The organism is Corynebacterium sphenisci DSM 44792 (assembly GCF_001941505.1).
In the GTDB taxonomy this organism is placed as follows: Bacteria; Actinomycetota; Actinomycetes; order Mycobacteriales; family Mycobacteriaceae; genus Corynebacterium; species Corynebacterium sphenisci.
In genome coordinates this window covers 1,412,834-1,425,866 of the sequence record NZ_CP009248.1, presented here as the reverse complement: position 1 = coordinate 1,425,866, position 13,033 = coordinate 1,412,834, and the positions used below count along the sequence as shown (strand labels likewise).

11 protein-coding genes are annotated in these 13,033 nt (G+C 75.1%); 1 reads left to right on the top strand and 10 read right to left on the bottom strand.

Annotated features, from left to right (window positions below; genetic code table 11):
• Window position 1: 1 nt before the first annotated feature.
• On the bottom strand, window positions 2–1,147 hold the full coding sequence (locus tag CSPHI_RS06560) for a M24 family metallopeptidase (RefSeq protein WP_075692036.1): 1,146 nt from the start codon (window positions 1,145–1,147) through the stop codon (window positions 2–4).
• Window positions 1,148–1,207: 60 nt separating this feature from the next.
• Here CSPHI_RS06560 and CSPHI_RS06555 point away from each other — a divergent pair, with 60 nt between their 5' ends.
• Window positions 1,208–2,245 carry an alpha/beta hydrolase gene (locus CSPHI_RS06555; RefSeq protein WP_075692035.1) on the top strand — a complete coding sequence of 346 codons (1,038 nt, stop codon included), beginning with the start codon at window positions 1,208–1,210 and terminating at the stop codon, window positions 2,243–2,245.
• Here the strand turns inward: CSPHI_RS06555 and CSPHI_RS06550 are convergent.
• The 9 genes from CSPHI_RS06550 to arc all read right to left on the bottom strand — a co-directional run bounded on the left by CSPHI_RS06550 (window position 2,242) and on the right by arc (window position 13,020).
• The gene (locus CSPHI_RS06550) at window positions 2,242–4,875 is read right to left on the bottom strand and encodes a DEAD/DEAH box helicase (RefSeq protein ID WP_075692034.1); all 2,634 of its coding nucleotides are present in this window, start codon (window positions 4,873–4,875) and stop codon (window positions 2,242–2,244) included. The two genes, CSPHI_RS06555 and CSPHI_RS06550, sit on opposite strands and share 4 nt — an antisense overlap.
• A 13-nt stretch (window positions 4,876–4,888) precedes the next feature.
• Window positions 4,889–5,815, bottom strand: coding sequence for a twin-arginine translocase subunit TatC (gene tatC / locus CSPHI_RS06545; RefSeq protein WP_075692033.1), 927 nt, complete (start codon window positions 5,813–5,815; stop codon window positions 4,889–4,891).
• Window positions 5,816–5,878: 63 nt separating this feature from the next.
• Window positions 5,879–6,157 (bottom strand): Sec-independent protein translocase subunit TatA, encoded by a 279-nt coding sequence (gene tatA, locus CSPHI_RS06540; RefSeq protein WP_075692032.1) that lies wholly within the window; start codon window positions 6,155–6,157, stop codon window positions 5,879–5,881.
• Between the two features lie 45 nt (window positions 6,158–6,202).
• Complete coding sequence (locus CSPHI_RS06535) at window positions 6,203–7,231, bottom strand: helix-turn-helix transcriptional regulator (protein ID WP_075692031.1); 1,029 nt, start codon at window positions 7,229–7,231, stop codon at window positions 6,203–6,205.
• A complete protein-coding gene (locus CSPHI_RS06530) occupies window positions 7,228–8,199 on the bottom strand; it encodes a helix-turn-helix transcriptional regulator (protein WP_075692030.1) in 972 nt (323 codons plus the stop codon). Before CSPHI_RS06530 ends, CSPHI_RS06535 begins: the two co-directional genes overlap by 4 nt.
• Window positions 8,196–9,632, bottom strand: coding sequence for a Pup--protein ligase (pafA, locus tag CSPHI_RS06525; RefSeq protein ID WP_075692029.1), 1,437 nt, complete (start codon window positions 9,630–9,632; stop codon window positions 8,196–8,198). The genes CSPHI_RS06530 and pafA overlap by 4 nt, the downstream gene beginning before the upstream one ends.
• A gap of 3 nt (window positions 9,633–9,635) precedes the next feature.
• On the bottom strand, window positions 9,636–9,839 hold the full coding sequence (locus tag CSPHI_RS06520; protein ID WP_075692028.1) for a ubiquitin-like protein Pup: 204 nt from the start codon (window positions 9,837–9,839) through the stop codon (window positions 9,636–9,638).
• 65 nt (window positions 9,840–9,904) lie between these two features.
• Window positions 9,905–11,416, bottom strand: coding sequence for a depupylase/deamidase Dop (gene dop / locus CSPHI_RS06515; RefSeq protein ID WP_075692027.1), 1,512 nt, complete (start codon window positions 11,414–11,416; stop codon window positions 9,905–9,907).
• Window positions 11,416–13,020: a proteasome ATPase gene (gene arc / locus CSPHI_RS06510; RefSeq protein ID WP_075692026.1), complete on the bottom strand. Its 1,605-nt coding sequence runs from the start codon at window positions 13,018–13,020 to the stop codon at window positions 11,416–11,418. Before arc ends, dop begins: the two co-directional genes overlap by 1 nt.
• Window positions 13,021–13,033: the final 13 nt, after the last annotated feature.

Genomic DNA, 13,033 nt, shown 5'->3' with positions numbered 1-13,033 from the left:
CTCAGTGCTCCCCCGCGCCGGCGGCGACCAGGGCCCGGTCGCCGTTGTTGAGGGTGCGCGCCCCGTCCGCGGTGACCGCCACGATGTCCTCCAGGCGCATCCCGAAGCGGTCGGCGAGGTAGATGCCCGGTTCCACGGAGAAGCACATGCCCTCCTCCAGCACCAGGTCGTTGCCGGCCATGATGAAGGGCTCCTCGTGCAGGCTGAGCCCGATGCCGTGCCCGGTGCGGTGGATGAAGGCCTCCCCGTAGCCGGCCCCGGCGATGGCCCCGCGGGCCACCGCGTCGATCTCGGCGGCGGTGACCCCGGGGCGCACCGCGGCGACCGCGGCCTCCTGGGCGCGGCGCAGCACCGCGTACACCGCCTCCGCCTCGGCGTTGGCGCCGAGCACGTAGGTGCGGGTGCAGTCGGAGTGGTAGCCCGCGCCCCAGGTGCCGCCGATGTCCACCACCACCACATCGCCGGCGGCGAGCACCCGGTCGGAGACGTCGTGGTGCGGGTTCGCCCCGTTCGGCCCGGAGCCGACGATGACGAAGTCCACCGCGGAATGGCCCTCCTCGACGATGGCGGCGGCGATCTCCTCGCCCACCTCCGCCTCGGTGCGCCCCGGGCGCAGCATCGCGGGCACCCGGGCGTGCACCCGGTCGATGGCCGCGCCGGCGGCGGTGAGCTGGGCGAGCTCCGCGTCGTCCTTGCGCATGAACAGCTCCCGGAGCACCTCCCCGGCGAGCACCGGGGCCGCCCCGGTGGCCTCCAGGATCGGCAGCAGATGATCCGCGGTGAGGCCCGCGCCCACGCCCAGCCGGCTCCCGGCGGCGATGTCCAGCAGATCCGCGACGATGAGGTGCGGGTCCTCCCCGTCCTCCCACAGCCGCACCGCGCAGTCGACCTCGCCGACCGCGCAGTCGGCGAGGCTGCCGCGCTCCACCGCGGGCAGCACCAGGGTGGCCCGCCCCCGGTCATCGAAGACCAGGGCGGTGAGCCGCTCATGGGAGCTCACCGCGGAGCCGATCAGGTACTGCAGGTCGGGGCCGGTGCCGAAGACGAGGCCGGCGAGGTCCCGCTCGGCGGCGAGATCCGCGGCCCTGGTGAGGCGGGTGGCGTGCACCCGCGGGTCGAAGCGCGTGACGGTACTGCTCTCGGTCATGGCCCCCACGCTACCCCCGGCGCCGGGGCGCGCCCGCCGGCCCCGCGGTAGGTTCGGCCCATGAACCATCGACGCCACCCGCTGGACCGGATCCTCGCCGCGGGCACCCGCGCGGTGACCGCCCTGCCGGAGCCGCTGCTGGCCGCGGTGGCCCGCCCGCCGGTCAATTCCGCCGGGGAGCGCCTGGACGCCGATGTGGCGGTCTCGCTGCGGCTGCTCCGGCTCATCGGCGGCGGCCGCGGGATGACCCACGGGGGCCTCGCCCGGGGCCGCCGGGAGCTGGAGCGGCAGGCCCGGCTCGCCGCGGGCCGGCGCACCCCGGCCCGGGTCCGGGAGACCCGGATCGCCGGGGTGCCGGTGCGCGAGTACCTCCCCCGGCACGCCGCACCGCGCGGCACCGTGGTGCTCCTGCACGGCGGGGGCTGGGCGATGGGCTCCCCGGACTCCCATGACGCCCCGGCCCGGCGGCTCGCCGACGGCGCCGGGGCGCGGGTGGCCTCCGTGGACTACCGGCTCGCCCCGGAGCACCCGCATCCCGCCGCCCTGGACGACGCCTGGGCGGTGTACGCGGAGCTGGCCGCCGACCCGGCGGCCGGCCCGGTGGCGGTGGCCGGGGACTCCGCCGGGGCGACCCTGGCCGCGGCGGTGTGCCTGCGGGCGCGGGCCCGGGGGCTGCCCCAGCCGGCGCTGCAGGCCCTGGTGGTGCCGGTGGCCGATCTGGTCGGCCGCAGCGCCAGCCGCGCCGAGTTCGCCCGCGGCTTCTTCCTGCACGACGCGGATCTGGAGTGGTTCTACCGGGTGCGCCTGGGCGCCGGCGCGGGGGCGGCCGACCCGGCCGACCCGGAGGTCTCCCCGCTGCGGGCCGGGGATCTCCGCGGCCTGGCCCCGGCCTACGTGGCGGTCGCCGGGTTCGACCCGCTGCGCGATGAGGGCCTGGCCTACGCCGGCCGGCTGGCCGCCGCCGGGGTGCCGGTGGCCCTGGTGCGGCACCGCGGCCTGGTGCACCCCTTCCTCAACTCCACCGGGATCTGGCGCGGCGCGCGCCGGGCGGTGGACCAGCTCGCCGGGGCGCTGCGCCTGGCCCTGGCCGGGGCCTAGGCGGCGATCGCCACCACCCCGCGCCGGATCGCCGCGATCGCCGCGGACGCGTTGTCCCGGATCCGCTCGGTGTAGCCGGTGGCCCGGACCTGCTGCAGGAGATCCACCACCTGCCGGCACCAGCGCACGAAATCGCCGGGGGTGAGTTCGGCGCCGTTGGCGGCCGCGGCCTCCAGGCAGTACGCCAGCGGGGCGCCGGCGGTCCACTGGTGCATCGCCCCGGCGAAGGCCGCGTCCGGTTCCGGGGAGGCCGGCAGCCGGTGCCGCTCCTCGTCCACGGCCAGTTCCCCGTGGATCCGGCGGATCCCGGCGATCGCGTCGGCCAGCGCCTCGGTGGGCACCGCGTCGATGCCCGCCCCGGTGTCCCGCCGGTTCTCGAAGACCAGGGCGCTGACCGCCCCGGCCAGCTCCGCCGGGTCCAGGTCGTCCCAGATCCCGCGGCGCAGGCAGGTCGCGGCCAGCAGATCCGCGCCATTGTGGATCCGGGCCAGCCGCTCGCCCTCCGCGGTGACCCGCCAGGCGTCGGCGTCGTCGCGCTCCACGTAGTCCATCTCCGCGAGCAGCTCCAGGATCCGGTCGAAGGTGCGGGCCAGGGTGTCCGAGGCGGCGGCGACCCGGCCCTCCAGCCGGCGCACCTCGGCGCGGGCCTCGCGCAGCCGGTCCCCGGCGGCCATCGCCTGGTCGGCGACCGGATCGGCGTGCAGCGGATGGGCCCGCAGCCGCGCCCGCAGCTCCTTCAGCCGCGGGTTGGGCCGGGCCTTGGGCCGGCGCAGCCGGCGCGGCCCGGTGATCCCGCGGCGGTCGATTTCGGAGGCGATGATGCCCACCGCCCGGCCGGGTCTGCGGGCGGCGTCCGCGGGTACCCGGATGGTGCCCAGCACCTGCGGGGCGGCGGGGAACAGCCCCGGATCGACCCGGCCGGTGAACCCGCGCACCCCCACCACGGTGGGCCGCGGCTCCGTGCCCCCGTGCTGTTCGCGCACCACCGCGGCCAGCTCCACCCGCTTGCCCCGGGGCAGCGCGATCACGTCGCCGCGGCGCAGCTGGCGCAGCGCGGTGACCGTCTCCCGGTGCCGCTCGGTGAGCGCCCGGCATTTCGCGGCCCGCTCCTCGGCGGTGATCTCCGCGCGCAGGTCCAGGTACTCCAGCAGCGCCTCGACCTGCCCCGGATCGCCGTGGTGGGCGAGGGACTCGGTCATCGCGGCCACCCGGGCGCGGGCCCGCTCCAGTTCGGCGAGATCCGCGGCGACGTCGCCGTCGGCCTGGAACTGGGCGAAGGAGCGCTCCAGGGTGGCGGTGGCGTCGGCGTAGCCGACGGTGCGCAGCAGGTTCACCGCCATGTTGTAGCCGGGGGCGAAGGTGGAGTTCAGCGGGTAGGTGCGGGTCGAGGCCAGGCCCGCCACCCAGCGCGGGTCCATCGCCGGGCCCCACTGCACCACGGCATGGCCCACGGGGTCGATGCCGCGGCGCCCCGCCCGGCCGGTCATCTGGGTGTACTGGCCCGGGGTGAGGTCCACATGCGCCCGGCCGTCGTACTTCACCAGCCGCTCCAGCACCACGGTGCGCGCCGGCATGTTGATGCCCAGCGCCAGGGTCTCGGTGGCGAAGACCACCTTCACCAGCCCGGCGTTGAAGAGCCTCTCCACGATATGCCGGAACGCGGGCAGCATCCCGGCGTGGTGCGCGGCGAAACCGCGGCGGGCGGCGGCGCGGAAGCGGCGGAAGTCCAGCACCTCCAGGTCGGCCGGGTCCACCCCGGCGACCCCGGCGTCCACGATGGCGTCGATCCGGCGGGCCTCGGCCTCGTCGGTGAGCCGCATCCGGGTGGCGGCGAGCTGGGCGAGCGCCCCGTCGCAGCCGGCCCGGGAGAAGATGAACACGATCGCCGGCAGCATGCCCTCCCGCTGCAGCCGGGCCACCACGTCGGGGCGGCGGGCCGGGCGGAAGCGGTGCTGCTCGGCGCGGGCGGTCGCGGCGAGCACCTCCCGGTTCACCCCCCGCCCCCCGGCGTCGAACAGGGGCAGCAGCCGGGTGCCGACCAGCATGTGCTGGTGCAGCGGCACCGGGCGGTGGTCGGTGACGATCACCTCGGTGTCCCCGCGCACCGCGGCCAGCCAGCGGCCGAACTCCTCCGAGTTCGACACGGTGGCGGATAGGCCCACCACCTTGACCTCCTCGGCGAGGCCGAGGATCACCTCCTCCCACACCGCGCCGCGCTCCCGGTCCGCCAGGTAGTGGATCTCGTCCATCACCACATGGGAGAGCCGGTCCAGCGCCGGGGAGCCGGCGTAGATCATGTTGCGCAGCACCTCGGTGGTCATCACCACGATGTCGGCGTCGCCGTTGCGGCTGACGTCGCCGGTGAGCAGGCCCACCCGGTCCTCGCCGTAGACGGTGACGAGATCCCGGTGCTTCTGGTTGCTCAGCGCCTTGATCGGGGTGGTGTAGAAGCATTTGGTGCCGCGGGCGTGCGCCAGGTGGATCGCGAATTCGCCGACCACGGTCTTGCCGGAGCCGGTGGGGGCGCAGACCAGCGCCCCCCGGCCGGCCTCGATCGCGCGGCAGGCGTCGAGCTGGAACCCGTCCGGGGTGAAGCCGAGGGACTCGGCGAAGGAGTCGAGGACCGTCATGGCCCCAACTGTGTCACAGCACGTCGTCGAAGTCCCCGGCCGGGCGGGCGTCCAGGGCCGCCCCGGGCGCGGCCGGCGGGGCGGTGGCGTCGGGCCGGGCGGAGGCGCGTACCGGGCCGGAGGCGGTCACCGGCCCGGAGCCCTGCTCATCGTCGAGGTCCAGCCAGTCCGGCCGGGCCTTGGCCCGGCGTTTGTCGTTGAGCCGGCAGATCTGCAGGGCGATCTCCACCATCAGGCACAGCGACAGCGCCATGGCCACCATCGAGGCCGGGTCCTGGCCGGGGGTCATGAAGGCGGCGAAGATGAACAGCAGCAGGATGATGGCCCGCCGCTTGTCCTTGATCGCGTCGTACTTGAGCACGCCGACGGCGTTGAGCATCACGATGAACAGGGGCAGCTCGAAGCTCACCCCGAACACCACGATGAGGCCCACCACGAAGCCGAAGTACTCCCGGCCGGTGAGGGCGGTGGTCTGCACCTCCTCGCCGATCATCATGAGGAAGCTCAGCCCGTAGGTGAGCACGAAGTAGGCGAGCACCGCGCCGAGCACGAACAGGGTCACCGCCGCGGAGACCACGGCGAGGGTGACCCGGCGCTCCCGGCGCACCAGGCCGGGGGTGATGAAGGCCCACAGCTGGCCCAGCCACACCGGGGAGGACAGCACCACCCCGGCCAGCGCGCCGACCTTCAGGCGCAGCAGGAACATCTCGAAGGGGCTGGTGGCCAGTAGGCGGCACTCCCCCGGCGGGCCCAGCCGGGAGGATTCGGGCAGCGCGCAGTAGGGCCGCAGCAGGATCTCGCCGAGCGCGGGGATGCGCAGCCGGCCCAGGGTCAGCCCATTCTGGTACCAGATGTAGCCGACGATGGTGCCGAGGAGCAGGCCCAGCAGGGCCTTGATGATCCGGGAGCGCAGCTCCTGGATGTGCTCGACGATGGTCATCACGCCCTCGGGGTTGCGGGATCTCCCGAACCGCCGGGGCCTTGCGCCGCGTGCCACCGGGGCCTAGGCCCCCGGGGTGTCGCCGGCGTCGCGCCGCGGCTGCGGCTGGCCGGGCTGGTCGACGGGCTGGGGCTGCACCGGCTGCTGCGCCGGCGGCAGCTGGCCCCCGGCCTGCGGCTGCTGGGCCGGGGCGTCGTCGTTCTGCATCTCCTTGACCTCGGACTTGAAGATGCGCATGGAGCGGCCCAGGGAGCGGGCCGCGTCGGGCAGTCGCTTCGCCCCGAAGAGCAGCACGACCACGAGCAGGATGATCAGCAGTTCCCAAGTGCCCAGGTTCGGCATAACGTGCACCTTCTCCTTATCGGGTTTGGCGGGGTGGGGCGGGCCCTAGCGCGGGGGATCGGGCTCCCCCGCGGCGGGTATCGGCATCTGAGCATACGCGGCCAGGGCGGCCTCCGCCCGACCGGCCACCTCCCCGGCGAGCACCGCGTCCACGGCGCGCACCCCCGGCGCCCGGCGCAGCAGGAAGGCCACCGCGCGGCGCGGGTCCCGGGCCGGGATCCAGCCCCGGTAGCCGGCCGCCGGGTCCGCCCCGGCCGGCTCCAGGTCGAACACCGGGTCGTAGTCGGCGACCCAGGTCCACTCCGGGTCGATGCGCACCTCCACCCACTCCGGGTCGGCGTGGAAGCCGTGCGGGTCCGCCGGGTCGGGTTCCGGGGCGGCCACCGGCACGGCCGGCTCCGCCAGCACCCGGGCGGATTCGATCCGATCCATCCGGAAGGACTTCACCCGGGCGTCCGGGGCGGCGCCGCCGTAGGCGGCGGCCTCCGGGTCGTGGTCCACGGCGCGCAGGTAGGCCCGGCCGTCGACGGCGATGAGCCGGACCGGGTCCACCCGCCGGGTGCGCCGCTCGTCGAGGGCGCTGCGGTAGGTCATCTCCAGCACCCGGCCCCCGGCGACCGCGGCGCGCACCGCGGCGGCCACCCCGGGCGGCTGCGCGGCGGGGGCGGCCTCGGCGATGAACGCCGGGTCCGCCTCGTCGCCGGCGAGCACCGCGCGCAGCTTCGCCGCGGCGGCGCGCACCGTCGCCGGGTCCGCGATCCCCGGCACCGCCTCCAGGGACTCCAGGCTCATCAGCACCGCCGCGCCCTCGGCGGGGGTGAGCCGCAGCGGTTCGGCGACCAGCGGCACCCGGGCGGTGACCAGCTCCGCCTCATTGGGCCCGTGCCGGACCACCTCGAAGGGCGGGATCCCGATCTGGCCGGGCAGTTCCGCGGTCTCCAGCAGCTCCAGGGCGCGGCGCACCCGGGCCCAGTCCAGGCCCAGTTCCGCGGCCGCCTCGGTGAGGGTGCGCCGCCGGCCGGTGAAGAACCAGGACACGGCGAGCAGCTCCGGCAGGGTCGGCTCCCGGCTCATCGCCCCTCCTCCCCGGCATCGGCGCCGTGCCCGCCCGGGGGCGCCCCGGCGATGGCGCGCAGCCGGCCGATCACCTCGGCGCGCAGCCCGGCCGGGGCCTCCACCAGCAGATCCCCGGCATGGGCCAGGGCCAGCTCCACCGCCTCGCCCCGGGGCATCTCCGGCAGCCGCCACCGGCCCCCGCCGAGGGGCTCGGCCCCAGCGGTGACGTCCCCGCAGGTGCCCTCGGCGATCCGGGCCACCGGGCGCACCGGGGCGCCGCCGCGGTGCAGCGAGCCCCGGGCCACCTCGATGATCCCCGCCGTGCCCGGCCGGGGGGTCAGCGCCGGCTCGCCCACCGCGACCTCCCGGACCCGGGCCAGCCGGAAGGCCCGCGGGCCGCCGCGCTGCACGTCGTAGCCGACGAGGTAGCGGCGGCCGCCGATGCTCACGATCGCCCAGGGCTCCAGGTGCCGCTCCTCATCATCGGCGCCGAAGCGGGGGGTGTACCAGAAGCGCACCCGGCGGCCCTCGGCGCGGGCGCGCAGCAGTTCGGCGACGTCCCCGCCGGCGGTGTCCGCCCCGTCGGCGAGCAGCACCCGGGTGCCGGCCTCGCGCAGATCCGGCCGGCCCGCCTCCGCGGCGAGCTTGCCCCAGGCCCGGGCGCCGAGCCGGTCCAGGGCGGCGTCCGGGCTCACCGCGGAGGCCGCCAGCGCCACCACGGTGGCCTCCTCCGGGGTGAAGCCGGGATCGCGCAGCCGCCAGCCGGCGTCGTCGACCCGGATCCGCTCCCCCGCCGCGTCCACCGGCACCCCGATCTCGCGCAGCGCCGCGAGATCGCGCTCCAGGCGCTTGCGGGCGGCCTCCGCGGCGCCGTCGGCCCCGGCGTAGTCCGGGATCACCCGGCCCAGCTCGGCGCGGGTGAGCCCCAGCCGGCTGTCCGCCAGGGCGAGCAGCAGCTCCAGCTGCCGGGGGGCCGCGGCGCTCACGCCGGCGCCCCCGGGGCGGGCTCGGGCAGGGTGGCCAGCAGCGCGTCGACCCGCTCGTCGACGGCGGCCAGCGGATCGTCGAGCACCACGGTGACGGGGTCGTCGCCGGGGATCTTCAGATGCGTCCAGTCCACCACGGTGGGCACCCCGGCGGCGCGGGTGGCGGCGAGGAAGCGGCCCCGCAGATGCGCCCGGGTGGTCTCCGGGGCGCGGGTCATCGCCCGGGTCACCGCGGCGTCGTCGACCATCCGGCTCACCGCCCCCCGGGCCTCCAGCAGCCGGAACACGCCCCGGCCCGGCCGGGTGTCGTGGTAGGCGAGGTCCACCTGCGCCAGCCGCGGGTCGGTGAGCTCCAGGCCGCGCTCCCGGTACCGGTCGAGGAGGCTGAGCTTGATCGCCCAGTCGATGTCGCCGGCGATCGCCGAATGATCCCCGGACTCCACCGCGTCGAGCACCCGGCCCCACAGCTCCAGCAGCGGGGCCAGCTCCGCATTGGGCGTGCCCGCGCCCTCCTCCGGGCGCTCCGCCAGCCAGGAGCGGGCGGCGTCGAGGTAGATCCGCTGGATCTCCAGCGCGGGCATCTCCCCGCCGGCGCGCAGCGCCACCGGGGCCCGGCCGCCGAGATCCCGGCTGACCTCCCGGATCGCCTTGATCTCGTTGGCGACCTCGAGATCCGGGAGGTCCCGGCCGGCCTCGATCATCTCCAGCACCAGTTGGGTGCTGGCCACCTTCAGCGCGGTGGTGGTCTCGCTCATGTTGGAGTCGCCGACGATGACGTGCAGCCGCCGGTAGCGGGTGGAGTCCGCATGCGGCTCGTCCCGGGTGTTGATGATCGGCCGGGATCGGGTGGTGGCGCTGGACACGCCCTCCCACACGTGGTCGGCGCGCTGGGAGAAGCAGTACTGCTCCGCCTCCTGCTCATGCGGGCTGCCCGGGTAGGGCCGGGCGATGAGCCCGGCGCCGCAGATCAGCTGCCGGGTGACCAGGAAGGGCAGCAGCAGCCGGGACAGCGCCTTCAGGCTCATCGACCGGCCCACCAGGTAGTTCTCGTGGCAGCCGTAGGAGTTGCCGGCGGAGTCGACGTTGTTGCGGAAGAGGAACACCCGGCCGCCGATGCCCTCCTCGGCGAGCTGGGCCTCGGCCCGCGCGGCGAGCTCGTCGAGGAGCCGCTCCCCGGCCCGGTCCTGGGCGATGAGCTGGCCCAGGCCATCGCATTCCGCGGTGGCGAACTCGGGGTGCGAGCCGACGTCGAGGTAGAGCCGGCCGGCGTTGGCGGTGAAGATGTTCGTCGCGCCGTAGTCGGAGATCACCGGGCGGAACATGTACCGCGCTGTCTCCTCCGGGCCCAGCCGGGTGGCCCCGTCGAGGGTGCAGGCGATGCCGTACTCGGTCTCGATCCCGGTGACCCGGCGGGTCAGCGCGACCCCGGCCACCGGCTACTCGCCGCCCTTCTGCACGTAGGAGCGGACGAACTCCTCCGCATTGGCCTCCAGCAGCCCGTCGATCTCGTCGAGCAGATCATCGGCGGCCTGGGCGTGCACCTGGGCCTGCCCGGCCGCCCCGGAGCCGATCTCCCCGGGCTCCTCCTCCGGCCCGCCCGAGCCGCCGCCGTGCACCTGCGCACCGGTGATGTCCGCCATGAAAGCTCCGTTCCTCGCATGCTCCGCCGGCGGGGGCCTCCCCGCCGACTCCGTCACACCCGACCTTAGCGCGGCCTTAGCCCGGCCAGGCCGCGGGCGGCCAACCCGGACACCAGGGCCGCCATGTCCGGGGCGCCCTCCAGCAGATCCGCCACCGCGGCGGCGCCCAGCCCGGTGACGTCGTGCAGCCGGAGCTTCACCAGCTCCCCCTCCGGGTCGCCGTCCACGGTGACGATGGCGGAGTCCCAGCTGGCCGCGACCACGTCGTCGGGGAAGCGGCGCAACAGCCCGCCGCGCAGGTAGGCGCGGGTGTCCCGGGGCGCGGTGGTCACCGCCTCGGCGACCTGGGCGTCGGTGCTCAGCCGGCGCATCCGGCCCCGGGCGAGGAGCGCGTGGTAGAGCCCCCGGTCCGGGTCGATGTCGGCGTACTGCAGGTCGATGAGCGCCAGCTTGGGGTGATCCCAGCCCAGCCCGCCGCGCTCGCGCAGGCCCCGCAGCAGCGCCAGCTTCGCGGTCCAGTCCAGGATCCCGGCGGTCTCCATCGGATCCCGCTCCAGCAGGTCGAGCACCTCCGCCCAGCGGGCGGTGACCTCGCCGGCGGCGTCGAAGCCGCGCACCCGGTCGAGGTACTCGCGCTGGATCTGGATCGCGGTGCGCCGGGTGACGTGGTCGGCGTGCTGCAGCGCCGCGGTGCAGGAGAGGTCCCGGGAGACCTCGCGCACCGCGGCGACCGGGTCGCGCAGCGCCAGGTCGGTGAAGTCCACCCCCGCCTCGATCGCGTCGAGCACCAGGGCGGTGGCGCCGAGCTTGAGGTAGGTGGCGGTCTCGCTCATGTTCGCGTCGCCGATGATGACGTGCAGCCGGCGCCACAGCTCCGGGTCGGAGTGCGGCTCATCCCGGGTGTTGATGATCCCGCGGTTGAGCGTGGTCTCCAGGCTGACCTCGGTCTCGATGTAGTCGGCGCGCTGGGCGATCTGGAAGCCGGGGCGCTCCCCGCGCACCCCGATGCCGACCCGGCCGGCGCCGCAGAACACCTGCCGGGTGACGAAGAAGGGGGTCAGCCCCGCCGCCACCGCATCGAAGTCCGTCTCCCGGGAGAAGCGGTAGTTCTCGTGCGCCCCGTAGGAGGCGCCCTTGCCGTCGACGTTGTTGCGGTAGATCCGCAGATCCGGGCAGTCCTCCTCCGCGGAGGCCAGCCGGGCCGCCTCGTGCATGATCGCGTCCCCGGCCCGGTCGGCGACGACCGCGGCCAGCGGGTCCAGGGTCTCCGGGGCGGAGTACTCCGGGTGGGCGTGGTCGACGTAGAAGCGGGCCCCGTTGTCCAGGATGATGTTCGCCGCGCCCACCGCGTCCGGGTCCACCACCGGCACCTGCCGGTAGCGGCGCAGGTCGAAGCCGCGGGAGTCGCGCAGCGGCGACTCCGGCTCATGGTCCCAGCGGGCCCGCCGTCCGGAGCCGGGGGCGTGCGCCCGGGCGTAGGCGAGCACCGCCCGGGTGGAGGTGAGGATGGGGCTCACCTCGGGGTCGTCGGGGGCGGCGATCCCGTACTCGATCTCGGTGCCCAGCACCCGGCCCATCACGCCTGCCCCCGGTCGTCGTGGGCGATCACCGCGACGTCCACCACCCGGCCGGTGGGCCGGCCGGTGATCCGGGCCCATTCATCGGGGTTGGCGGTGTTGGGCAGATCCTCGTTCTGCGCGTACTCCTCCACCACCGCGGCGATGAGGTGCTCCCGGCGGATTCCGCCGGCCCCGGGGGCGCCGGCGATGACGTCCTTGATCGCCAGCTTCTTGGCCCGGCCGACGATGTTGGCGATCATCGCCCCGGAGGCGAAGTCGCGGTAGTGCAGGGTGTCCACGTGCCCGTCGGCGTAGGACACCCGCACGTACTCGTTCTCCGGGCCGGTGGCGTACATCCGGGCCACGGTGGCGTCGATGAGCGCCGCCGCGGTCGCCGCGGCATCGCCGTGCTCGGCGAGATCCTCGGCGGCGTAGGGCAGCGCCGGGGTGAGGTACTTGCCGAAGATGTCCCGGGCGGCGTCGGCGTCGGGCCGTTCGATCCGGATCTTCACGTCCAGCCGGCCGGGCCGCAGGATCGCCGGGTCGATCATCTCCTCCCGGTTGGAGGCGCCGATCACGATCACGTTGTCCAGGCCCTCCACCCCGTCGAGCTCCGCGAGCAGCTGGGGCACCACGGTGTTCTCCATGTCGGAGCTCACCCCGGAGCCGCGGGTGCGGAAGATGGAGTCCATCTCGTCGAAGAAGACGATCACCGGCCGGCCCTCCTCGGCGATGTCCCGGGCCCGGTCGAAGATCAGCCGGATCTGGCGTTCGGTCTCGCCGACGAACTTGTTCAGCAGCTCCGGGCCCTTGACGTTGAGGAAGTAGGAGGTGGCCCGGCGGGCCTCGGCCTCCCCCGCGCCCCGGGAGAGCGCGATCTTGCGGGCCAGGGAGTTGGCCACCGCCTTGGCGATGAGGGTTTTGCCGTTGCCGGGCGGGCCGTAGAGCAGCACCCCCTTCGGCGGGCGCAGGTCGTAGGCCTCGAAGAGCTCCGGGTGCAGGAAGGGCATCTCCACCGCGTCGTGGATCTGCTCGATCTGCCGGTGCAGCCCGCCGATGTCGGAGTACTCCACGTCGGGCACCTCCTCCAGCACGAGGTTCTCCACCTCGGCCTTGGGGATCACCTCGAAGGCGTGGCCGGATTTGCGGTCCACCAGCACCGTGTCGCCCACCTTCGGCTCCAGGTCCCCGGCCAGGGCGACCAGGAACTCCTCCCCGTGGGTGTCGGTGACCAGCACCCGGCGCCGGTCCGGCAGGGTCTCCCGGACCAGGGCGAGCTCCCCGTTGTCCGGGTAGCCGCAGTCCTCCACCACCAGGGCGCCCTCGGAGATGCGCACCAGGGACCCGTGCCGCAGCGCGGCGGGGTCGAGGGAGCGCAGCACGTTGAGCCGCATCCGCCGGTTGCCGGTGAACACCTCGGCGGCGTGGTCGCCGGCCGGGCGCAGGAACACCCCGTAGGTCGAGGGCGGTTCGGTCATCGCCTCCACGTCGGCGCGCAGCCGGGAGAGCTGGTCGCGGGATTCGCGCAGCGCCTCGACGAGCTTCTCGTTGCGGGCGCCGAGCACCCGGTTCTTCTGCTCGAGGCTGCGGATCTGGCGGAGCTGGTCGGCGACGTCGGTCATGTGGTGAAGGTTA

Excerpts from the sequence above, each read along its gene's own strand:
- CSPHI_RS06560 (WP_075692036.1), bottom strand. The coding sequence starts at position 1,147 with ATGACCGAGAGCAGTACCGTCACGCGCTTCGACCCGCGGGTGCACGCC.
- CSPHI_RS06555 (WP_075692035.1), top strand. The coding sequence starts at position 1,208 with ATGAACCATCGACGCCACCCGCTGGACCGGATCCTCGCCGCGGGCACC.
- CSPHI_RS06550 (WP_075692034.1), bottom strand. The coding sequence starts at position 4,875 with ATGACGGTCCTCGACTCCTTCGCCGAGTCCCTCGGCTTCACCCCGGAC.
- tatC (WP_075692033.1), bottom strand. The coding sequence starts at position 5,815 with ATGACCATCGTCGAGCACATCCAGGAGCTGCGCTCCCGGATCATCAAG.
- tatA (WP_075692032.1), bottom strand. The coding sequence starts at position 6,157 with ATGCCGAACCTGGGCACTTGGGAACTGCTGATCATCCTGCTCGTGGTC.
- CSPHI_RS06535 (WP_075692031.1), bottom strand. The coding sequence starts at position 7,231 with ATGAGCCGGGAGCCGACCCTGCCGGAGCTGCTCGCCGTGTCCTGGTTC.
- CSPHI_RS06520 (WP_075692028.1), bottom strand. The coding sequence starts at position 9,839 with ATGGCGGACATCACCGGTGCGCAGGTGCACGGCGGCGGCTCGGGCGGG.
- dop (WP_075692027.1), bottom strand. The coding sequence starts at position 11,416 with ATGGGCCGGGTGCTGGGCACCGAGATCGAGTACGGGATCGCCGCCCCC.
- arc (WP_075692026.1), bottom strand. The coding sequence starts at position 13,020 with ATGACCGACGTCGCCGACCAGCTCCGCCAGATCCGCAGCCTCGAGCAG.